14 protein-coding genes and 1 pseudogene are annotated in these 21,390 nt (G+C 71.1%); 7 read left to right on the forward strand and 8 right to left on the reverse strand.

The window, feature by feature from the left end:
- Positions 1–157: 157 nt before the first annotated feature.
- The 8 genes and pseudogenes from treS to glgX all read right to left on the reverse strand — a co-directional run bounded on the left by treS (position 158) and on the right by glgX (position 14,497).
- Complete coding sequence (treS, locus tag AB0D04_RS19085; protein ID WP_362704403.1) at positions 158–1,876, reverse strand: maltose alpha-D-glucosyltransferase; 1,719 nt, start codon at positions 1,874–1,876, stop codon at positions 158–160.
- On the reverse strand, positions 1,873–3,876 hold the full coding sequence (locus AB0D04_RS19090; protein WP_362704406.1) for a maltotransferase domain-containing protein: 2,004 nt from the start codon (positions 3,874–3,876) through the stop codon (positions 1,873–1,875). Before AB0D04_RS19090 ends, treS begins: the two co-directional genes overlap by 4 nt.
- Before the next feature lie 724 nt (positions 3,877–4,600).
- Positions 4,601–6,187 carry a histidine kinase gene (locus tag AB0D04_RS19095; protein WP_362704409.1) on the reverse strand — a complete coding sequence of 529 codons (1,587 nt, stop codon included), beginning with the start codon at positions 6,185–6,187 and terminating at the stop codon, positions 4,601–4,603.
- Positions 6,184–6,849 carry a response regulator transcription factor gene (locus AB0D04_RS19100; RefSeq protein WP_362704411.1) on the reverse strand — a complete coding sequence of 222 codons (666 nt, stop codon included), beginning with the start codon at positions 6,847–6,849 and terminating at the stop codon, positions 6,184–6,186. Before AB0D04_RS19100 ends, AB0D04_RS19095 begins: the two co-directional genes overlap by 4 nt.
- Before the next feature lie 118 nt (positions 6,850–6,967).
- Positions 6,968–8,602 carry a M4 family metallopeptidase gene (locus AB0D04_RS19105; RefSeq protein WP_362704413.1) on the reverse strand — a complete coding sequence of 545 codons (1,635 nt, stop codon included), beginning with the start codon at positions 8,600–8,602 and terminating at the stop codon, positions 6,968–6,970.
- Between the two features lie 286 nt (positions 8,603–8,888).
- Positions 8,889–11,192 carry a M4 family metallopeptidase gene (locus AB0D04_RS19110; protein WP_362704415.1) on the reverse strand — a complete coding sequence of 768 codons (2,304 nt, stop codon included), beginning with the start codon at positions 11,190–11,192 and terminating at the stop codon, positions 8,889–8,891.
- A 611-nt stretch (positions 11,193–11,803) separates the two neighbouring features.
- Positions 11,804–12,100: pseudogene (locus AB0D04_RS19115) on the reverse strand (ABC transporter ATP-binding protein); the annotation flags it as partial.
- A 135-nt stretch (positions 12,101–12,235) separates the two neighbouring features.
- Positions 12,236–14,497: a glycogen debranching protein GlgX gene (gene glgX / locus AB0D04_RS19120; RefSeq protein WP_362704417.1), complete on the reverse strand. Its 2,262-nt coding sequence runs from the start codon at positions 14,495–14,497 to the stop codon at positions 12,236–12,238.
- A 246-nt stretch (positions 14,498–14,743) separates the two neighbouring features.
- Between glgX and AB0D04_RS19125 the strand changes: the two genes are divergently transcribed.
- From AB0D04_RS19125 to AB0D04_RS19155, 7 genes are all read left to right on the forward strand, one after another.
- Positions 14,744–16,036: an Ig-like domain-containing protein gene (locus AB0D04_RS19125; protein ID WP_362704420.1), complete on the forward strand. Its 1,293-nt coding sequence runs from the start codon at positions 14,744–14,746 to the stop codon at positions 16,034–16,036.
- Positions 16,037–16,299: 263 nt separating this feature from the next.
- A complete protein-coding gene (locus AB0D04_RS19130) occupies positions 16,300–17,451 on the forward strand; it encodes an Ig-like domain-containing protein (RefSeq protein WP_362704422.1) in 1,152 nt (383 codons plus the stop codon).
- 84 nt (positions 17,452–17,535) lie between these two features.
- The gene (locus AB0D04_RS19135) at positions 17,536–18,303 is read left to right on the forward strand and encodes an enoyl-CoA hydratase-related protein (RefSeq protein WP_362704425.1); all 768 of its coding nucleotides are present in this window, start codon (positions 17,536–17,538) and stop codon (positions 18,301–18,303) included.
- 285 nt (positions 18,304–18,588) lie between these two features.
- Positions 18,589–19,131: an ATP-binding protein gene (locus AB0D04_RS19140; RefSeq protein ID WP_362704427.1), complete on the forward strand. Its 543-nt coding sequence runs from the start codon at positions 18,589–18,591 to the stop codon at positions 19,129–19,131.
- 91 nt (positions 19,132–19,222) lie between these two features.
- The gene (locus AB0D04_RS19145; protein ID WP_362704429.1) at positions 19,223–19,672 is read left to right on the forward strand and encodes a hypothetical protein; all 450 of its coding nucleotides are present in this window, start codon (positions 19,223–19,225) and stop codon (positions 19,670–19,672) included.
- A 58-nt stretch (positions 19,673–19,730) separates the two neighbouring features.
- A complete protein-coding gene (locus AB0D04_RS19150) occupies positions 19,731–20,534 on the forward strand; it encodes a DsbA family protein (RefSeq protein WP_362704432.1) in 804 nt (267 codons plus the stop codon).
- On the forward strand, positions 20,531–21,370 hold the full coding sequence (locus AB0D04_RS19155) for a cytochrome c biogenesis CcdA family protein (protein ID WP_362704434.1): 840 nt from the start codon (positions 20,531–20,533) through the stop codon (positions 21,368–21,370). The genes AB0D04_RS19150 and AB0D04_RS19155 overlap by 4 nt, the downstream gene beginning before the upstream one ends.
- The last annotated feature ends 20 nt before the right edge of the window (positions 21,371–21,390 follow it).

Below are 21,390 nucleotides of genomic sequence, written 5' to 3' on the forward strand. Positions count from 1 at the left end.
CCTGGAACCCGGGGCCCGCCGGTGACTCACCCGGCCCGCGCGGCAGTAGGGAGACTGCCCGGGCGAAAGGTCAAAAAACGCCCGTACGCGCGTGCGGCCGCGTACGGGCGGATTTCTGGGAGCCCGTGCCGGGCGGGGCGGCTCCGTCAGGCGGCGCTCACGCAGGGTTCCTGCGCAGGCGGAACCAGTAGAAGCCGTGGCCCGCGAGGGTGAGCAGGTACGGCAGTTCGCCGATCGGCGGGAAACGGACGCCGCCGATCAGCTCGACCGGGTGCCGGCCGCTGAAGGCCTGGAGGTCCAGCTCCGTCGGCTGCGCGAAGCGCGAGAAGTTGTTCACGCACAGCACCAGGTCGTCGTCCGCGCCTCCGGTGCCGGGCGATTCCCGCAGATAGGCGAGCACCGCCGGGTTGGAGGAGGGGAGTTCGGTGTAGCTGCCGAGTCCGAACGCCGGGTTCTGCTTACGGATCTCGATCATCCGGCGGGTCCAGTGCAGCAGCGAGGACGGTGAACTCATCGCCGCCTCGACGTTGGTGACCTGGTACCCGTAGACCGGATCCATGATCGTCGGCAGCGAGAGCCGGCCGGGGTCGCAGGAGGAGAAGCCGGCGTTGCGGTCCGGCGTCCACTGCATCGGGGTGCGTACCGCGTCCCGGTCGCCGAGCCAGATGTTGTCGCCCATGCCGATCTCGTCGCCGTAATAGAGGATCGGCGAGCCGGGCAGTGACAGCAGCAGGGCCGTGAAGAGCTCGATCTGGTTGCGGTCGTTGTCGAGGAGCGGGGCGAGCCGGCGGCGGATGCCGATATTGGCGCGCATCCGCGGGTCCTTGGCGTATTCCGCGTACATGTAGTCGCGTTCTTCGTCCGTGACCATTTCGAGGGTCAGCTCGTCGTGGTTGCGAAGGAAGATGCCCCACTGACAGCCGGACGGAATCGCCGGGGTCTTGGCGAGGATTTCCGATACCGGGTAGCGGGATTCGCGGCGTACCGCCATGAAGATCCGGGGCATGACCGGGAAATGGAATGCCATATGGCACTCGTCGCCGCCGACGGCGTAGTCGCCGAAGTAGTCGACGACATCTTCGGGCCACTGATTGGCCTCGGCCAGCAGCACGGTGTCCGGATAATGCGCGTCGATCTCGGCGCGGACGCGCTTGAGGAAGGCGTGCGAGGCGGGCAGGTTCTCGCAGTTGGTGCCCTCTTCGGCGTAGAGGTACGGCACCGCGTCCAGTCGGAAGCCGTCGATCCCCAGGTCGAGCCAGAACCGCAGGGCGGAGATCATCTCCTCCTGGACCGTGGGGTTCTCGTAGTTGAGATCCGGCTGGTGGGAGAAGAAGCGGTGCCAGTAGTACTGCTTGCGCACCGGATCGAAGGTCCAGTTGGAGGCTTCGGTGTCGACGAAGATGATCCGGGCGTCGCCGTACTGCTTGTCGTCGTCCGCCCAGACGTAGTAGTCGCCGTACGGCCCTTCCGGGTCGGTGCGGGACTCCTGGAACCACGGGTGCTGATCGCTGGTGTGGTTCATCACCATGTCGATGATGACCCGCATACCGCGGTGGTGCGCGGCGTCCACGAATTCCACGAAGTCGGCCAGGTCGCCGAACTCGGGGAGCACCGAGGTGTAGTCGGAGACGTCGTATCCGCCGTCCCGCAGAGGGGATTTGAAGAACGGCGGGAGCCAGAGGCAGTCCACCCCCAGCCATTGCAGATAGTCGAGCTTCGCCGTGATGCCCTTGAGATCCCCGATGCCGTCGCCGTTGCTGTCCTGGAACGAGCGCACCAGAACTTCGTAGAAGACGGCCCGTTTGAACCAGTCGGGATCGCGGTCCTTCGCCGGTGTGTCCTCGAACGTGTCGGGGACGGGCTCATTGACGATCAATTGGGTGACCCTCCGATCGGTGAGGACGGTCGCAGTGACAGCACATGAGCGGGCGCGAGCGAGCGGCCCGGCTCCAGGCGCACATAGTTGTCCCTGCCCCAGTGGTAGGTGTCGCCGGTGAGCTCGTCGCGCACCGGCAAGGAATCGTGCCGGCCGAGGCCGAGTTCCGGCATGTCCAACGACACCGTCGCCTCGTGGGTGTGGTGCGGGTCGAGGTTGACCACTGTGAGCACTGTGTCGGCTCCGTCGCCGTGTCCCGACCGCTTGGAGAACGCGATCACGGAATCGTTGTCGACGTGGTGGAAGTGCAGGTTGCGCAGCTGCTGGAGCGCGGGATGGCGGCGCCGGATGCGGTTGAGCGCGGTGATGAGCGGGGCGATGGTACGCCCTTCGCGGGCCGCCGCCTCCCAGTCCCGGGGCCGCAGCTGGTACTTCTCGGAGTCGAGGTACTCCTCGCTGCCGCGGTGCAGGGGCGTCCCTTCGCAGAGCTCATAACCTGCGTAGACGCCCCAGGACGGGGAGAGCGTGGCGGCCAGTACGGCACGGATCTCGAAGGCCGCGCGGCCGCCGTCCTGAAGGTAGGCGTGCAGGATGTCCGGGGTGTTGACGAAGAAGTTCGGCCGCAGACAGTCGGCACTCTCACCGGACAGTTCGCCGAGGTACTCGGTGAGTTCCTGCTTGGTGTTGCGCCATGTGAAGTAGGTGTACGACTGGTGGAAGCCGATCTGGGCGAGGGTGTGCAGCATCGCGGGGCGGGTGAACGACTCGGCCAGGAAAAGGACATCGGGGTCGGTGCGGTTGATGTCGGCGAGCACTTTCTCCCAGAACGCCACCGGCTTGGTGTGCGGGTTGTCGACGCGGAAGATCCGTACGCCCTTGGCCATCCAGAAGCGCAGCAGCCGCTCCGTCTCGCGCACCAGCCCGCGGAAGTCGGTGTCGAAGGCGAGGGGGTAGATGTCCTGGTACTTCTTCGGCGGGTTCTCCGCGTAGGCGACGGAGCCGTCGGCGCGGTGGTGGAACCACTGCGGGCGCTGCTCGACCCAGGGGTGGTCGGGGGAGCACTGCAGCGCGAAGTCCAGGGCCACTTCCATCCGCAGATCGCGGGCGGTGCGCACGAAGTGGTCGAAGTCCTCGAAGGTGCCCAGGTCCGGGTGGAGGGCGTCGTGGCCGCCGTCGGACGAGCCGATCGCCCAGGGGGAGCCGACGTCGTCCGGGCCTGCGGACAGCGCGTTGTCGGGGCCTTTGCGGAAGGCGGTGCCGATGGGGTGTACGGGCGGCAGATAGACGACGTCGAAGCCCATCGCGGCGACGGCGGGCAGCCGTTCGGCGGCCGTGCGCAGGGTGCCGCTGATGACGCTGCCGTCGGGTGCGGTGATCGCCCCCTCGGAGCGCGGGAAGAGCTCGTACCACGAGCCGTACAGGGCCCGTTGGCGCTCGACGACCAGCGGCATCGCCCGGGAGACGGTGAGCAGTTCGCGCAGCGGGTGGCGGTCGAGGGCGTCGGTGACCTCGGGGGCGAGGGCGGCGGCGAGGCGCGTGACGGCGGGGAGTTTGCCGTTGCGCAGGGCGTCCACGGCGGCGAGCACCGTCTCGCGGCCGTCGCTCTTGGGGACGTCGGCGGCGGCCCGTTCGTGCAGTGCGGCGCCCTCGGTGAGCACCAGCTCGGTGTCGATGCCCGCCGGGATCTTGATCGCGGCGTGCCGGCGCCAGGTGGTGAGCGGATCGGACCAGGCCTCGACGGTGTAGGTCCAGCGGCCCTCGATGGCGGGGGTGACCTCGGCGGTCCACCGGTCGGTACCGGGTGCGGCCTCACGCATCGGGGTCCAGGGGCCGCAGCGGCCGGCGGGGTTGCGCAACACCACATTGGCGGCGACCGCGTCATGGCCTTCCCGGAACACGGTGGCCGAGACCTCGAGGGTCTCGCCGGCCACCGCCTTCGCCGGGCGGCGGCCGCAATCGATCTGCGGGCGGATGTCCAGTACAGGGATGCGACCGATCATGGGCTCACCTGGGCTAGTGATACTTTGCGGGATTTTGTCCTTTGTATCCGCTCCACGGTAGGGGGACGGGGTGCGGGCATGGACGCTCCTGTCCGCTTTCACTCGGTTGGCGGTGGGTGCGGCGAGTGGCGGCGTACTCGGTGAGCCTGCCCGGCGCGCACGCCCGGGCAATCCGGTGTGCAGGTGAACTACTCGTTCGTAACTCCTCGCCCGCCACGACCCGTCGGGCATGCCTCAGAACTCTCGCGGGGCGGAACGGAAAAGCACTGGCACGATCGGGTCGCCTCCTCAACTCAGGTGAATCACAAGAGATTTGAATCACAAGGGAGGTGCGGTGTGCGGATGTGGATGCCGCGCCGGGCCCGTCGGCGTCACACCGCAGCCTCTCGCCAGGAGGGGGTCCGTACAAGAGCGCCTGAGGGGGTGGAATCGGCCATATCGGCGGACGCGGGAGTACGGACGGGCCGGCCGTGCCTGCGGTGGCGGCAGGGACACCGGGGCGGCCGGCGGTGTACAGGTGACGGTGGGGGACGGGACCGGTGGCCAGGGGCCGCGGGTCGTCGTCGCGCACGAGGTCCTGACCTGGGGCGACGGTCGGCGGCACGGCTTCGCGGCGCAGTGGGCGGAGGGGCATGCGTACGGCGGGGCGAGCGCACCGGCCGCCGCCGTGCGGCGGCCGGATCCGGTGCCTCCGCCCGCCCTCGTCGGGCCGGGGAGTGCGTCGCTAAGGGGCGTCCCGGCGGGCGTGCACGACCTGCCGGCGGACCAGCCGGTCGTCGGCGAAGCAGAGTTCGTACGCGGACGAGGAGTCCGGGCCCACGCTGTAGTACGTGCACGACCAGCCGCGCGGGGGCGCCGGTGTGCTGTCCGGTGCGGCATCCAGCGTGAAGAACGGGGCCGCGGATACCACCTCGGCGCGCCGCATCCCGGTCCGCAGGCCGTCGTAGGCCGCCCGGTCCAGGGCCGTCCACCCGGGGCTGACCAGCGCGAAGACGCCCATCAGCGCGAGCAGCGCGACGAGCGCCGCCAGTGGGAGGCTCACCGTCTGCCGCAGCCGCCGCCGGACCTGACGCTGCGCCTTCGCCAACTCCCGTGCCGCGGTGGTCGGTTCGGGCGCCGCCGCCGCGGTGACCGGCCCGCCGTGCGGCGGCAGCCGCGCCGTGAGCGCAAAGCCGCCCTCCGGCGTCGGCCCGCTGCGCAGCGTCCCGCCCGCCAGCCGTACCCGCTCGTCCAGGCCCACCAGCCCGCTGCCACCGGAGGCCGGATCCGGCGCGGGACCCTCCGGGCGCGGGCCGTTGGCCACCGTCACCCGGAGCCGCTCGGCGGACCGTACGATCCGCACCGTGACGGCCGCGCCCGGCGCGTGCTTGGCGGCATTGGTCAGCGCCTCCTGGACGACGCGGTGCAGGGCGTGGCCGGTCATGGGCGGCAGCTCCGCGTCGGGGACCTCGCCGGCCTCCTCCACCGTCACCCGCATCCCCGACGCCCGCGCACGCCGCACCAGCGCGGTCACGCTCTCGGCGGCCGGGGTCCGGGGCGCGCCCTCGTCGTCCGTGCGCAGTACGCCGATGATCTCCCGCAGCCGTTCGGTGGCGGTGGCGGCCGCCGCCCGCAGCTCCCCGGCGGCCGCCCGGCGGTCCGCGTCCGGCCCCGGAGCGATCTCCAGTGCGCCCGCGCGCAAAGCGATCAGGGCCAGGTCATGGCCGAGGGAGTCATGCATGTCACCGGCGATCCTGGCCCGCTCGCGCAGCCGGGTGCGGTCGGCGACGGCCTGCTGCTCGCGCTCCATCCGGTCGGCGAGCTGCCAGCCGGTGCGGGCCAGTTCGGCGTACTGGCGGCCGTGGCGGCCCACCAGCCACGGCAGCACCACATTGAGCAGCAGCGCGATCAGGAAGGTGAACCAGGGCCACAGGGAGTGGGTGACGAGCGCGCACAGCGGTACCCCGGCCACCGCAATGCCGGTGAAGAACCACAGCGCGGGCTGGGCGCGCCCCATCCGGACGCCGGCCAGATAGCCGAGGAGGGCCAGGGCGAGGGAGTACGCCCCGGTGGCCAGCTGCACGGAGATCATCAGGCTCGGCGCCACCGGGACCGCCACCGCCCCCAGCGGCCACCGCTTGCGCAGCAGTACGGCCAGGCCGAGCAGCGGGAAGCCGGCCAGCGTCGCCCACCGCTGGAGCGCGCCAGGGGAGTCGAACGTGGCAGCGGGCCCACCGCACAGAATCAGCCACAGCGCGAGACCGGGGAGCCGCCCGCGCAGGCGGGCCGGGAGCCGGCGGTGGACCGGGCCGCGCGGATGCGGGCCGATCATGACGCCGGGACCAGCCCCGCCTCGTACGCGAGGATCGCCGCCTGCACCCGGTTCTTGAAGCCGAGGCGGGCCAGGACGGTGCTGACATACGTCTTGACGGTGCCCTCGGTCAGGAACAGCCGCCGGGCGATCTCGGCGTTGGAGAGCCCGGCGCCGACCAGGGCGAGCACCTCGCGTTCGCGTGCGGTCAGTTCGGCAGTACGGGCGCGGGCGGCCACGCCGCGGCCCAGCCGGCCGTCGCCCAGGTGCGCGATGACCCGGCGGGCGATGACGGGCGAGAGCGCGGCGCCGCCCTCGGCGACCGCCCGGACCCCCGCGATCAGCTCCCGCGGGTCACCGGACTTGAGCAGGAACCCGGCGGCGCCGGAGCCGAGGGCGTCCGCCACGTAGGCGTCGTCGGAGAATGTCGTCAGCATCACGACGGCCGTTGGGGGGACCAGCCGCGCCAGCTCCGCGGCGGCGGCGAGCCCGTCCAGACGGGGCATCCGGATGTCCAGCAGGCAGACGTCCGGGCGGTGGCTGCGGGCCAGTTCGACCGCCTCGCGGCCGTCCGCGGCCTCCGCAACGACCCCGATCCCGGAATCCGCGCCGAGGATCGTGCGGACACCGGTCCGCAGCATCGGCTCGTCGTCGGCCAGCAGCACTGTGATCGTTCGGCTCATCCGGACCCCCGTCGCACGCGAAGGGGCGGTGCCCGGAGGGACTCCGGACACCGCCCGCTCTTGAGGTCACGTTACCCCGGAGCGCCCGGCATGCGGCCGAACGCTCCTGCAGAGGTGGTTACTTGACCGCGACGCCGGTCCACGCGGCCTCGACGCCCTTGACCTCGGGGCTGCCGGCCTTGTAGAGGTCGGTGGCGGCCTTGACGGTCGCCTCGCGCGCGGCCTTGTAGTCGGTGTTCGAGGTCATGTACTCGGTCAGGGCCTTGAACCAGATCTTCTCGGCCTTGTCCCGGCCGATGCCCTCGACCTTCTTGCCGTCCGCCGTCGGGCTGTCGTACTTCACGCCACCGATCTCCTTCGGGCCGCTGCCCTCGGACAGCAGGTAGAAGAAGTGGTTGGCGACGCCCGAGGAGTAGTGCGGGTCGAGACCGCCGGTGTTGGAGTCCCAGTTGTCCTGCGACTGGCCGTCCTTGCTGGGCTTGTCCATGTAGCGCAGCGGGGTGCCGTCACCGTTGATGTCGATCTTCTCGCCGATGAGGTAGTCGCCCGGGTCCTTGTCGTTCTTGGCGTAGAACTCGGCGGAGGTACCGAAGATGTCCGAGGTGCCCTCGTTGAGGCCGCCGGACTCACCGCTGTAAGTGAGGTTGGCGGTGGCGGAGGTGACACCGTGCGACATCTCGTGCGCGGCGACGTCGAGGGCGGTGAGCGGGGCCTTGTTGCCCTGGCCGTCGCCGTACGTCATGCAGAAGCAGCTGTCGTCCCAGAAGGCGTTGACGTAGCTGTCGCCGTAGTGGACGCGCGAGGAGGCACCCTTGCCGTCGCCCTTGATGCCGCTGCGGCCGTGCACGTTCTTGTAGTAGTCCCAGGTCACGCCGGCGCCGTAGTGCGCGTCGACGGCCGCGGTCTGCGGGTCGTCGGGCTTGCCGGTGCCCCAGGCGTCGTCGTCGTCCGTGAACGGCTTGCCCTCACCGTTCTCGGAGTTCTCCAGGTTGCTGGTCTTGTGACCGCCGCGACCGTCGTCGGTCAGCGTGAACTTGTTGCCGTCCTTCTTGGTGCCCAGCTCGACGCTGCCGCTGTACTCGCTCTCGCCCTTGCCGGTACGGATCTCGTCGTACTGGAAGAGCTTCTTGCCGCTGTTGGCGTCGGTGATGACGTGCAGCCGGCTCGGCGTGCCGTCCTTCTTGACGCTGGTGACGACGGTGTCGTACGCGAGGACGGGGCTGCCGGAGGCGGCCCAGACGACCTTGCGGGCGGTCTTCGCGGCGGCCGACTTCGCGCTGTTGGCCTTGACCGCGACGCCCTGCGCCGACTTCTGCGCGGCCTGCGGGGCGATCTTCGCCGTGGTGGAGGCGACCTTGACGGACTTCTCGGTGGCCTTGGTGGTGCTCTTGACGGCGCCGCCCTTGGCGGTGTGCACGACCATGTCGCCGCCCAGCACGGGCAGTCCGGCGTAGGTCCGCTCGTAGCGGGTGTGCGTGGTGCCGTTGGCGTCCTTGATGACGTCCTTGACGACCAGCTTCTCCTGCGAGCCGAGGCCGAGGTCCTTGGCGGTCTGCGCCTTGGTGGCGTCCGCGTCACGCAGCAGCTCGGCGCGGTGCGAGGCGCTCAGCTTCAGCGGAGCGCCGCCCAGCGCGGCGGTCTTCGTGGTGGTCGAGGCGCCTGCGGTACCTACGGTGATGCCGGCGGCCAGAAGGGCAGCGGCGGCGACGGCGGTACCGGTTATACGGGTCTTACGGGATATGCGGGGGGTCACGCGGACTCCTTCAACTTTGCCAAGTGGTGGGGGTGCAAAGCGATGCGGGTGTGACGTGCGTCGGGAAGACTGCCATTCGAACGCGTGCATGTCAGGAGTCTGCGCAAAGGTTGGCCGAAAATCGTCCGTAGAGCGAGGACGGCTGTTCGTATAACGGAATGGGGCGCCGTCCCCGAAGATCCGAGGACGACGCCCAACTCGCTTTTCTGTCAGGCCAGTTGAGATGCGGCCGACTCACCGTCCGCTCTCTGCCACACGAAGATGACGCCGAGGTGCGGCCGGACCGTCAGAAGGTGAGCTTCCAGCCGTTGATGTGGCCCGAGTCCTGCGCGTAGACGTCCCGGACCCGCAGCTTCCAGGTGCCGCTCGCCGCCTTCGAGGAGGCATTGACGGTGTAGGTCGTCTTCACATCGGCCGCCGAGTCGAACGCGCTGGAGTTCTTCAGCCGGTACGCCGTACCGTCCGGCGCGATCAGATCGATGACCAGGTCACCGCGGTAGGAGTGGACGATGTCCACGCCCACCTTCAGCGTGCTGGGCGCATTGCCGCTGCGGCTGACGGTGATCGGCGAGGTGACCGCCGCGCCCGCGTCCGGGATCGCCACATCGTCGGCGTTCTCGAAGACATTGCCGCCGCCGGCCGGGTTGACCGTCCAGGTGAAGGCGGCCGTACCCGTCTTCTTCGCGGCGTCGGTGACCGTCACCGTCACAGTGGCGGTGCCGGTGGCGGTCGGCGTCCCCGAGATCAGCCCGGTGCCCGCATTGATCGACAGCCCGGCCGGCAGCCCGCTCGCCGCGTACGACAGCGCGCCCGCCGTCCCGCTGCTCGCCTTGATCTGCAGGCTCGCCGCCTGGTTCACGGTGCTGGTCTGGTTGCCCGGATGGGTGACGGTGACCCCGCCGCCGTCCGGGACACGGGAGCCGACGTTGACCGCCGCCCAGGTGTTGGCGACCTCGTTGTACGAGGCGCTGCCCTGGCCGAAGAGGTCCGCCGCGGCCTGGAGGGTGGCGGTACGGGCGCCCGCGTAGTTGGTGTTGGCGCTCATGTACTGGCTGAGCGCCTTGAACCACACCTTCTCGGCGTTGGCCCGGCCGATGCCCGCAACGGGCAGGTTGTCGAAGGTCGGGCTGTCGTAGTGGACGCCGCCGATGTCCTTCGGTCCGCTGCCCTCGGACAGCAGGTAGAAGAAGTGGTTGGCGACGCCGGACGAGTAGTGCACGTCCTTGTCGCCGACATTGCTCGACCAGGAGTCGGCGGACGCGCCGTCCTTGCTCGGCTTGTCCATGTAGCGCAGCGGGGTGCCGTCGCCGTTGATGTCGATCTTCTCGCCGATGAGGTAGTCACCGGGGTCCGATGTGTTGTTGGCGTAGAACTCGACCGAGGTGCCGAAGATGTCCGAGGTCGCCTCGTTCAGGCCGCCGGACTCGCCGCTGTAGGTGAGGTTGGCGGTGGCCGCGGTCACGCCGTGCGACATCTCGTGGCCGGCCACGTCGATGGAGGTCAGCGGGGCGGCGTTGCCGCTGCCGTCGCCGTACGTCATGCAGAAGCAGCCGTCGTCCCAGAAGGCGTTGACGTAGCTGTTGCCGTAGTGCACACGGGAGTAGGCGCCGACGCCGTCACCGCGGATGCCGCTGCGGCCGTGCACGTTCTTGTAGTAGTCCCAGGTCTCCTGGGCGCCGTAGGCGGCGTCCACCCCCGCGGTCTGGGCGTTCTGCGGCGTACCGTCGCCCCAGGTGTCGTCCGCGTCGGTGAAGAGCGAACCCGTCCCCGACGACCCGTGCTTGAGGTCGTACGTCTTGTGGTTGCCGCGGGTGCCGTCGGTCATCGTGAAGTTCGGCGCCGAACCGGACGTCCCGATGGTGACCTTGCCGCTGTACTCGCTGTTGCCGACGCCGTTCTCGATGCCCTGGTACTGGAAGATCCTGGCGCCGGTCGTGGCGTCCGTGATGACATGCAGCTCATTGGGCGTGCCGTCGTCCTGCAGCCCGCCGATCACCGTCTCGTACGCGAGCCGTGGCGTGCCGTCGGCGACCCAGACCACCTTGCGCGGTGCCTTGGCGGCCGCGGTCTTCTTCGACCCCAGCGTCCGGGCGGCCGCGACGGCCTTTTCCTCGGCCGCGGCCGGCGTCACCTTCGCGGTGGTGCTCGCCACCTTCAGCTGGGAGCGCACGGCCTTGGTGACGCCCTTGAGAGCGCCGCCCTTGCTCTTGTGCACCACGAGGTCGCCGCCGAGGACCGGCAGTCCGGCGTAGGTGCGTTCGTAGCGGGTGTGGACCGTGCCGTCGGCGTCCTTGGCGACGTCCTTGACGACCAGCTTCTCCTGCGCGCCGAGCTTCAGCTGCCGCGCGGTCCCGGTGGTGGTGGCGCCGGCCGCCCGTATCAGCTCCGCACGCTGGGACGGGGACAGCTTGACCGGCAGTGCGCCGGGGTCGGGTACGGCATGCGCGGTGCCCGGCCGCTGGGCGGCCGCCGTGCCGGTGCCGGCCTGTACGCCGACGGCGAGCAGCGCCGTGACGGCGACCAGTGCGCCGGTCGCCACGGTGCGTCTGGGGCGGGTGATGCGGGTCGGCCCATGGGGGGTGCGTCTCACACTGACTCCTTCTGCGGTGGCCGCGACATGACGGTGCGGCCGAGGGGGACCGGGCGGCAAAGCGGCCGTCCGGGCAGAGCGAGGCAGAACTCGTGGAGCGTGTGGGGGGAGACGTACGCGTGCACGGCGGATGCCGGTGGTACGGGCTGCCGCGGGGCGTGGGCTGTGGGGGCCCGCGCGGCGGCTGCGGGGAAGAGTCCCACCGCGGACAGCCGATTGTCAGGCTCCGTTCAACTAATTGGCCGGAAAACGTCCGTTGCGCGGAATCGGCGTTCGGAAGACGGACGGATGGCGCGGCCGGACGGCGCGAGTACGGTGTGGGCCGGGCCCTGCGTGGCGGCGGTGTCAGCCCGGGCCGCGGGTGCCCTCGCCCCTCACCCCACACTCTCCCGCCAGGCCCGGTGCAGCTCCGCGAACCGGCCCCGGGCGGCTATCAGTTCGTCCGGCCGGCCGTCCTCGACGATCCGGCCGCCGGACATGACCAGGACCCGGTCGGCGATCTCGACCGTGGACAGGCGGTGGGCGATCACCACGGCCGTGCGGCCGCGGAGGACGGTGTCCATGGCGCGCTGCACCGCGCGCTCGCCGGGGATGTCCAGGGAACTGATGGCCACCCCGGCGAGCGGGCGCGCCACCAGCCACCGCCGCAGCCCGAACAGCCCCGCCTCGGCCACCCCGAGCAGCAGCAGATATCCGCCGCCCAGCCACACCCCGCCCGGATCCCCCGCCGCCACCGGACCGTCCACCAGCCACTTGAGGACCAGCGGAATCGCCAGCCCGATGCACGACGCGAGCACCGCCACGAACGCGGCCGTGAAGAGCCGCGCCCGCACGGGACGGACGAACGGCCACAGGCGCAACAGCGAGCGCACGGCGGAGCGTTGGGGCAAGGCGGCGGGTTCGGGCAAGGGCGTCGTCTGTGCGGTATCGGCCACACTCGCGAGCGTAAGGCGCACCACTGACAATGCTCACGGAGTTTTCTGCCGCACACGGTGCCGCACCCGGTCCGCCCCGGAGCGCAACGCCCTTTTGTCCGCGTCCCGTTATCCCGGGATCACCCGGAACACCAGCACCGACCGTCCGGCCGCAGTGACCGTGCTCCCGGCCGGGTACGGCGGCTCCGCCGGGCCCGGCTGCTCCTCCCTTCCCGTATCGACGAGGAGTTCGTAGGACTGCGCCCACGGCGGGCCGGGAAGGACGACGGGCCGGGCGTCGGCGTCGGCGTGCAGGACGGCGAGGAAGCTGTCGTCGACGATGCGGATGCCCCGCGCATCGCGCTGCGCAATGTCGTTGCCGGACAGGTACATGCCCAAGGTGGCCCCCGCTGCGTACCAGTCCTGTTCGGTCATCTCCGTGCCGTCGGCGGTGAACCAGGCGAGGTCGCGCAGCCCGCCCCCGCCCTGCGGCCGGCCCGAGAAGAAGGCGCGGCGGCGCAGGACGGGATGGGCGCGGCGCAGCGCGATGAGGCGGGCGGCGAGGTCGGCCAGCGGCCGCCACTGCGGGTCGTCGAGCAGCGACCAGTCCAGCCAGCTGGTGGGGTTGTCCTGGCAGTAGGCGTTGTTGTTGCCGTGCTGGGTGCGGCCCATCTCGTCGCCCGCGACCAGCATCGGCACGCCGGTGGACAGGAGGAGGGTGGTGAGGAAGTTACGGAGCTGGCGCAGGCGCAGGGCGATGACGGCGGGGTCGTCGGTCTCGCCCTCGGTGCCGCAGTTCCAGGACCGGTTGTCGTGGGTGCCGTCGCGGTTGGCCTCGCCGTTGTCCCCGTTGCGCTTGTGCTCGTAGGTGACCAGATCGCGCAGGGTGAAGCCGTCGTGGGCGGTGATGAAGTTGACCGAGGCGTACGGGCGGCGGCCGCCCCAGGAGTACAGGTCGCTCGAGCCGGAGAGGCGGTAGCCCAGGTCGCGGACGTCGCGCTGGGCGCCGCGCCAGAAGTCGCGGACGGTGTCGCGGTAGCGGTCGTTCCACTCGGTCCACAGGGGAGGGAAGGCGCCGACCTGATAGCCGCCGGAGCCGACGTCCCAGGGCTCGGCGATCAGCTTGACCCGGCGCAGCACCGGATCCTGGGCGATGACGGCGAGGAACGGGGAGAGCATGTCCACGTCGTGCATGGAGCGGGCCAGCGCCGCGGCGAGGTCGAAGCGGAATCCGTCCACGCCCATCTCGGTGACCCAGTAGCGCAGCGAATCGGTGATCAGGCGCAGCACGTGGGGCTGGACGACATGCAGGGTGTTGCCGCAGCCGGTGTAGTCGGCGTAGCTCCGGGCGTCGCCCGCCAGGCGGTAGTAGCCGCGGTTGTCCACGCCCCGCAAGGAGAGCGTCGGGCCCCTTTCGCCCGCCTCCGCGGTGTGGTTGTAGACGACGTCCAGGATGACCTCGATCCCGGCGTCGTGCAGCGCCCGCACCATGCGCCGGAATTCGCCGACCTGCTGGCCGCGGGTCCCGGTGGCGGCGTATCCGGCGTGTGGCGCGAAATAGCCGATGGAGTTGTAGCCCCAGTAGTTGCGCAGTCCCCGGCGCACCAGATGGTCCTCGTGTGCGAACTGATGGACCGGCAGCAGCTCGACGGCGGTGACGCCGAGCCGGACGAGGTGCTCCAGCGCGGCGGGGTGGGCCAGCCCGGCGTAGGTGCCGCGCAGCCGCTCCGGGATGCCGGGGTGCCGCATGGTGAAGCCGCGGACATGCAGCTCGTAGAGAACGGAATCCGGCCAGGGCGTCTTGGGTCGCCGGTCGTCCCGCCATTCGTCGACGTCCCCGTCACCCCCGGTGTCGTCGCCGACCACCACACCCTTGGGGACGTACGGCGCCGAATCGCGGTCGTCCCGCACCGTGTCGGCGACCCGCTGTTCGGGCCAGTCGCGGACGTGCCCGTAGAGCGCGGCGGGCAGCGCGCGCCCGGTGCCGCCCACCGTCTCCGTACGGGTGCCGAAGTCGCCGTCCACGGCCCTGGCGTACGGGTCGAGCAGCAGCTTGGCCGGATTCCAGCGGGCGCCGGTCCAGGGGTCCCAGCGGCCGTGCACCCGGTAGCCGTAGCGCTGTCCGGGGCGGACGCCGGGCAGGAAGCCGTGCCAGATCTCATGGGTCAGTTCGGTGAGCGGATGGCGCGTCTCGTGGTCCTCGTCGTCGAAGAGACAGACCTCCACCGCCTCGGCGCCGCCCGCCCACAGGGCGAAGTTGGTGCCCGCGACGCCGTCGGGGCCGGTGCGGTAGCGGGCCCCGAGGGGTGTGGGGCTGCCGGGGCGGATGACGGCGGGCGGCGGGGCGAGTGGTCCGTCCTGGGCCGCCTCCTGCTCGGGTGCGCTCGACACGTGCAGGCCTCCTGCGGCTCATGGCTCGGTCGGGCGGCGGCCCGGCCGCCCGGAGTCCCGGCCGTGCGTCCGCGCTTCCGCCCTCCCCGTTGTTCTGCCCGCAACCAGGCGTTGCCGCACGTTTTCCGTGGGCGTGAGGGCGGGTGGAACGCGTCACGGTACGAGCCGCGGAACGGGTGACATCCCATGACATTCCCCGGCCTGACATTCCCGGCGGCACAGCCGTCATCCGTCACAATTCGGTGCATGACCGGCGGTGAGCAGCGTGCAGTGAAGCAACCGGCGAAGGGCTGTGGGCGAAGGCGGGCGCGCCGCACCCGTACCGTCCTCGCCGTCCTGGCCACCCTGGCGGGCGCGGTGCTGCCGGCCGGCTGCTCCTCCTCGGACGGGGCGGACGGGTTCGCCGGGCGCAGGGCGCCGTCCCCGGAGACGGTGATCCGGGTCGTCCCGCACGACGGCGCGCACGGAGTACGGGCCGGGAGCCGGTTCGAGGTACGGGTGCCGGCCGGGCGGCTGGAGCGGGTCGAGGTCCGGCGGACCGGGGAGGCGGGCCGGCAGACCGTCGCCGGCCGGATCTCACCGGACGGGCTGATCTGGCGCCCGGTGGCCGGCGGGCTCGCCCCCGGCTCCCGGTACACCGTCGACGCGGTGGCCCGCGACGGCGCCGGCCATCGCGCCGCCCGCCACACCACCTTCACCACCTCCGTGCCCCGCGTCCGCTTCGCCGGCTTCTTCTCGCCCGAGGACCACACCACCGTCGGCACCGGCATGATCGTCTCGCTGGAGTTCAGCCGGCCGATCGCCGACCGCAAGGCCGTCGAACGGGCCGTCACCGTCACCGCCGACCCCGGTGTCGAGATCGCCCCCCACTGGTTCGGCAACCGGAGACTGGACTTCCGCCCCCGCGAACGCTGGAAGCCCGGCACCGACATCGCCCTCGACCTGCGGCTGCGCGGCGTGCAGGCCGGGCCCCACACGTACGGGACGCAGCGCAAGACGGTCCACTACCACGTCGGCCGGGACCAGATCACCACCATCGACGCCGCCCGGCACTCCCTGACGGTGCGCCGGAGCGGCCGGGTGCTGGCCACCTTCCCGGTCACCGCGGGCAAGGCCAAGAACCCCACGTACAACGGGAAGATGGTGATCCTGGAGCGCCGCTCGACGATGCGGATGAACGGAGACACCGTCGGCTTCGGCGACGCGTACAACATCGCGGACGTACCGCACGCGATGCGCCTGACCAGGTCCGGGACTTTTCTGCACGGCAACTACTGGGCGCCGTCCAGGATCTTCGGCGGCGTCAACACCAGCCATGGCTGCGTGGGCCTCAAGGACACCAAGGGCGGCGGCCGCGACACCCCGGCCGGCCGGCTCTTCCGCCACTCGATCGTCGGCGACACCGTCCAGGTACGCAACTCCCGGGGACACGGCCCGCGGGGACACGGCGCGCGCGGTCCGACGGTCGCGGCGGACAACGGGCTCGGTGGCTGGAACATGCCGTGGAAGCAGTGGAAGCGCGGGGGCGCGCCGGACTGATACGGCGGGCGCGCCGGGACCCCTGTGCCGCGCCTGTGGCACCCCTCGCACTTGGGACGGAACGGTGACACCGGGGGGCAGCTCACTGTCACTGCGGTGTGGTTATCTAACGGCAAGCGCGCGGTGCGTCCGCGCGTGGGGGACCGCGGGACATGCGAGGCGAAAAGGGGCCAGTCGTGAAGGTGCAGCCGATTTCGGGGGAGCCGGCTCGCCGGCGGTGGCTACACAGGGGGAGGGGTCCGCTCGCCCTGATGCTTGGCTCGATGCTGCTGTTGGTGACCGCGTGCGGCGGCGACGACGCGGAGGGGAAGAAACCGGCCGGCAAGGCGGGGAGCGCCAAGGGCCCCTCGCAGGCTGCGGTATCGATTGCCCCCAAGGACGGCGCGGACGACGTCGCCACCAGCGGCGCGCTGAAGGTGACCGCCAAGGAGGGCCGGCTGAAGTCCGTCACGGTCAAGGACGGCAAGGGCAATGAGGTCGCCGGGAAGATATCCGGCGGCGGTGCCCGGTGGCAGCCCAGCGGCCACCTGGGCGCCTCGACGGAGTACACCGTCGACGCGGTGGCGGTGGACGGCCAGGGCCGCGAGGCCGCCGAGCACTCGAAGTTCACCACCCTCGTCCCCAAGAACACCTTCATCGGCCAGTACACCCCCGAGAACGGCCGGCAGGTCGGCGTCGGGATGCCGGTCTCGATCCATTTCACCCGCGGTATCACGGACCCCAAGGCCGTCGAGGACGCCATCAAGGTCACGGCGAAGCCGTCCGTACCGGTCGAGGGCCACTGGTTCGGCAACGACCGCCTCGACTTCCGCCCCGAGAAGTACTGGGCGGCCGGCACCAAGGTCACCCTCAAGCTCGACCTCGACGGCGTCGAGGGCCGCCCCGGTGTCTACGGCACCCAGGCCAAGGAGGTCTCGTTCACCATCGGCCGCAGCCAGGTGAGCACCGTCGACGCCAAGTCGAAGAAGATGACCGTGGTCCGCGACGGCAAGAAGATCAAGACCATCCCGATCACCTCCGGGGCGCCCGGCACCGAGACCTACAACGGCCAGATGGTGATCAGCGAGAAGCATCTGGTGACGCGGATGAACGGCGACACCGTCGGCTTCGGCGGCGAGTACGACATCAAGGACGTCCCGCACGCCATGCGGCTGAGCACGTCCGGCACGTTCCTCCACGGCAACTACTGGTCCGGCAGGCCGACGTTCGGCACCCGTAACGCCAGCCACGGCTGTGTGGGCCTCTTCGACCAGCGCGGCGGCGGGGACAAGTCGACTCCGGCGGCGTGGTTCTTCGCCAACTCCCGGATCGGCGATGTGGTGATCGTCAAGAACTCGCACGACGAAACGATCCAGCCGGACAACGGCTTCAGCGACTGGAACCTTTCCTGGGAGAAGTGGAAGGCCGAGCAGTAGGCCGCTCCTGAAGGACGGTCGGCCCGGTGCACTGTGACACAGCGCACCGGGCCGCATCTCGTTAACGCGGACTAACCTTCCCCCATGACTGTCAACCTTGAGGTCGCCGACGGCGTCGGCACCATCCGCCTGGACCGCCCGCCGATGAACGCACTGGACATCGCCACCCAGGACCGGCTGCGCGAGCTCGCCGGGGAGGCCACGCGCCGCGACGATGTGCGCGCCGTGGTGATCTGGGGCGGCGAGAAGGTGTTCGCGGCCGGTGCGGACATCAAGGAGATGCAGGCCATGGACCACCCGGCCATGGTCGCCCGCTCCAAGGACCTGCAGGATGCGTTCACCGCCGTGGCCCGGATCCCCAAGCCCGTGGTGGCCGCGGTCACCGGCTATGCGCTGGGCGGCGGCTGTGAGTTGGCGCTGTGCGCCGACTTCCGCATCGCGGCCGACAACGCCAAGCTCGGCCAGCCCGAGATTCTGCTCGGCCTGATCCCGGGCGCCGGCGGCACCCAGCGGCTGGCCCGCCTGGTGGGCCCGTCCAAGGCCAAGGACCTGATCTTCACCGGCCGGCAGGTGCGGGCCGACGAGGCGCTCGCCATCGGCCTGGTCGACCGGGTGGTGCCCGCCGCCGAGGCCTACGGGCAGGCGCACGCCTGGGCGGCCAAGCTGGCGGCCGGTCCGGCGCTGGCGCTGCGGGCGGCCAAGGAATGCGTCGACGCGGGCCTGGAGACGGACATCGACACCGGCCTGACGATCGAACGCAACTGGTTCGCGGGCCTCTTCGCGACCGACGACCGGGAGACCGGAATGCGCAGCTTTGTCGAGGAGGGGCCGGGCAAGGCCAAGTTCCGCTGAAACGGCTGGTGTTGACGGGGCACATGAGGTTTGGCCGGGACCCGATGCCTCGTGTGGGCGAATTGCGGAAAACTTAATCCAGACTTAAGAGCACCTTGTGCGCGGCGCGTTCGCGCCGCCCGGCGATCTCCGCTCCACGCCCGGTCGTCGCAGGTCAGTTGTGGTGCGTCAGAACCTTGACTGCCGTTGGCATATGTCCCGCAGGGTGGAGGAACCGACGATTCCGGACGACGGATTCCGTCGGTTCCTCCACCGTGACCGCCGAGTAGCAGCCATGATGGGGGCATGGCGGGCCTCGAAGGTATGGAGCAGCCGCGGCCGCACAGTGGCACGGCGGCCGCCGCACGCTGGGGGACCCCCGGTGCGGACAGCGACACGGCGACACCGGTGCCCAGCGGTCCGGCCGTCCCGTTGTCCGGCGGGCTCGATCTGATCGGCGATCCGACCCTCGACGAGGTACGGCTCCCCTCGCGCCCCCAGTCCGCCCGCATCGCCCGGCGGCTGACCGGCTGCGTCCTCCTCAAGCAGTGGGCCCTGACGCCGCAGCTCGCCGAGCACGCCGTCCTCCTCGTCTCGGAACTGGTCGGCAACGCCGTACGGCACACGGGCGCCCGCTGCTTCGCCCTGCGGATGCTGCGCCGCCGTGGCTGGATCCGTATCGAGGTGCGCGACCCGTCCCGCGGACTGCCGTGCCTGATGCCGGTGCACGAGATGGACACCAGCGGCCGCGGCCTCTTCCTCGTCGACAAGCTCTCCGACCGCTGGGGCGTGGATCTGCTGCCGCGCGGCAAGACGACCTGGTTCGAGATGCGGGTCGGCGACCGCTGATCCGCGGGGGCCCCGCGCGCCCCGGTGCTCGGGCGGCGGTCCGTAGGATGGGCCGTTCATGCTCACGCGCCGGCCCGCAGGAGGAGGGGAGATGCCCAGGCACATGCCGCTGCACCGTGTGCGCCGGTCGTCGGCGCTGACCCTGCTGCTCCTCCTCGCGGTCACCTTCGGACCGATGCTCTGCCGGACCGGCGGCGACCAGGACCGCCCGGCGGGCCGGGCGACGACGGCTGCCACAGCTGGCACGGCGGCCACAGCGACGGAGCACACGACCGCCGCCGACCGCGACCACCCAGCCGCCGCCGACGCCCCCATCGCCGTGGCCGACGCCCCCAAGCGCTGCTCCAACCGGCACGCCCCCGGACCCGATGAGTCCGCCCCGCTGCCCGCCCCGCACCGCGGCGAGCCGCTCGCGCCCTCCGCCGCCGGACCGGCGCCGCTCGCCGTCGACGCCGCCGCGCAGTGGGCGCTCGCCCGGCCACCCACCGGCGGCGCTGCCGCCGCCGCTCCCACCGCGCTCCTTCCCGTACTGCGGATCTAGGCCGCCGCCCGCACGCACCCGGCCTTGACCTCCCTCTCCGTACGACTGGAGCTTTTGCATGCCCGCATCCACCCCTTCCCGTTCGTCCACCCCTCCCGCCGCCTCGCCCGCCCGCAAACTGGCCGCCATCGGCGCGGTCATCGCCCTCGTCGTGGCCGTGCTCGCGATAGGCATCGCCGTCGGCAAGGCCGTCGAGGGCGACCGTGACGGCGCCCCTGCGGGCGGTGCGGAGGCCGCCGCCTCCGCGGCGCCCCAGGAGGACCCCGCACAGCAGAAGATGTACGACGACCTCGCCCGGAAGACCAGCCGGCGCGAGGCCGGCGACCCGCTGGCCGTCGGCAAGAAGGACGCCCCGGTCGTCCTCGTCGAATACGCCGACTACCAGTGCTCGTTCTGCGGCCGCTTCACCCGCGAGACCCAGCCCGAGCTGATCAAGAAGTACGTCGACGCCGGCACCCTGCGCATCGAATTCCGTAACTTCACCGTCTTCGGCGCCGATTCCGAGCGCGCCGCCCGCGCCTCCTGGGCCGCCGGGCAGCAGGGCAGGTTCTGGCAGCTGCACGACGAGCTGTACGACCGGACCCGCAAGGGCGATGCGCTGTCCGAGGACAAGCTCGTCGACCTGGCCCGGGCGAGCGGCGTGCCGGACCTCGGGAAGTTCCGTACGGACATCAAGAGCAAGGCCGCCGAGCGGGCCCTGAAGCGGGACCAGGACGAGGGCTACGGCCTTGGCGTGCAGTCCACACCATCGTTCCTGGTCAACGGGCGGCCGGTCTCGGGCGCCCAGCCCACCGAGGTCTTCGCGCAGGCGGTCAAGGACGCCGCGGCGCGGGCGGCGAAGCGGCAGGCGGCCGGGAAGTGACCGACATCGGCTACCTCGCGGCGTTCCTGGGCGGCGCGCTCGCCCTGCTCAGCCCGTGCAGCGCGCTGCTGCTGCCGGCCTTCTTCGCGTACTCGCTCGCCCACCCCGGGCGGCTGCTGGTCCGTACCGGTGTGTTCTATCTGGGGCTCGCCACCACGCTCGTCCCGCTCGGTGCGGCCAGTACGGCGGCCAGCCGGCTGTTCAACGGCCACCGCGATCTGCTGGTCGCCGTCGGCGGCTGGGTCGTCATCGCGATGGGCGTCGCCCAGATCCTGGGCCTGGGCTTCGCCTCCCGGCGCGCCCAGGCCGCCGCGGCCAGGATCACCCCGCGCTCGGCCGTCTCCACCTTCCTCCTCGGCTGCGTCTACGGCCTCGCGGGCTTCTGTGCGGGCCCGATCCTCGGCGCCGTGCTGACGGTGACGGCGGTCAGCGGCTCGCCCGTGTACGGCGCGTCGATGCTCGCCGTCTACGCACTCGGCATGGCGCTGCCGCTGTTTGTGCTCGCGCTGCTGTGGGACCGCTTCCGGCTCGGCACCCGCAGCTGGCTGCGCGGCCGTGAACTCACCCTCGGCCGGCTGCGGCTGCATACGACGTCGCTGCTCTCCGGGGCGTTCTTCGTCGGCATCGGTGTGCTCTTCCTGCTCTTCAACGGGACCAGCGAGCTGCCCGGCATCCTCGACGCGGATGCCGAGGTCGGGGTCGAGGAATGGGCGACGCGGATCGGGAACGCCGTACCGGACGCCGTGCTGATCGCGGTGGCCGCGCTGGTCGTGGCCGGCGTGCTGGGGCGGATCGCGCTGCGGCCGGAGAAGAAGACGGCGGGCAGGGACGAGTAGCCGGGGGAGGCGGGACCGAC

It is taken from the genome of Streptomyces sp. NPDC048483 (assembly GCF_040651455.1).
Lineage (GTDB): Bacteria > Actinomycetota > Actinomycetes > Streptomycetales > Streptomycetaceae > Streptomyces.

Excerpts from the sequence above, each read along its gene's own strand:
- AB0D04_RS19130 (WP_362704422.1), top strand. The coding sequence starts at position 16,300 with ATGCTGCTGTTGGTGACCGCGTGCGGCGGCGACGACGCGGAGGGGAAG.
- AB0D04_RS19095 (WP_362704409.1), bottom strand. The coding sequence starts at position 6,187 with ATGATCGGCCCGCATCCGCGCGGCCCGGTCCACCGCCGGCTCCCGGCC.
- AB0D04_RS19100 (WP_362704411.1), bottom strand. The coding sequence starts at position 6,849 with ATGAGCCGAACGATCACAGTGCTGCTGGCCGACGACGAGCCGATGCTG.
- AB0D04_RS19135 (WP_362704425.1), top strand. The coding sequence starts at position 17,536 with ATGACTGTCAACCTTGAGGTCGCCGACGGCGTCGGCACCATCCGCCTG.
- AB0D04_RS19090 (WP_362704406.1), bottom strand. The coding sequence starts at position 3,876 with ATGATCGGTCGCATCCCTGTACTGGACATCCGCCCGCAGATCGATTGC.
- AB0D04_RS19140 (WP_362704427.1), top strand. The coding sequence starts at position 18,589 with ATGGCGGGCCTCGAAGGTATGGAGCAGCCGCGGCCGCACAGTGGCACG.
- AB0D04_RS19145 (WP_362704429.1), top strand. The coding sequence starts at position 19,223 with ATGCCCAGGCACATGCCGCTGCACCGTGTGCGCCGGTCGTCGGCGCTG.
- AB0D04_RS19125 (WP_362704420.1), top strand. The coding sequence starts at position 14,744 with ATGACCGGCGGTGAGCAGCGTGCAGTGAAGCAACCGGCGAAGGGCTGT.
- AB0D04_RS19150 (WP_362704432.1), top strand. The coding sequence starts at position 19,731 with ATGCCCGCATCCACCCCTTCCCGTTCGTCCACCCCTCCCGCCGCCTCG.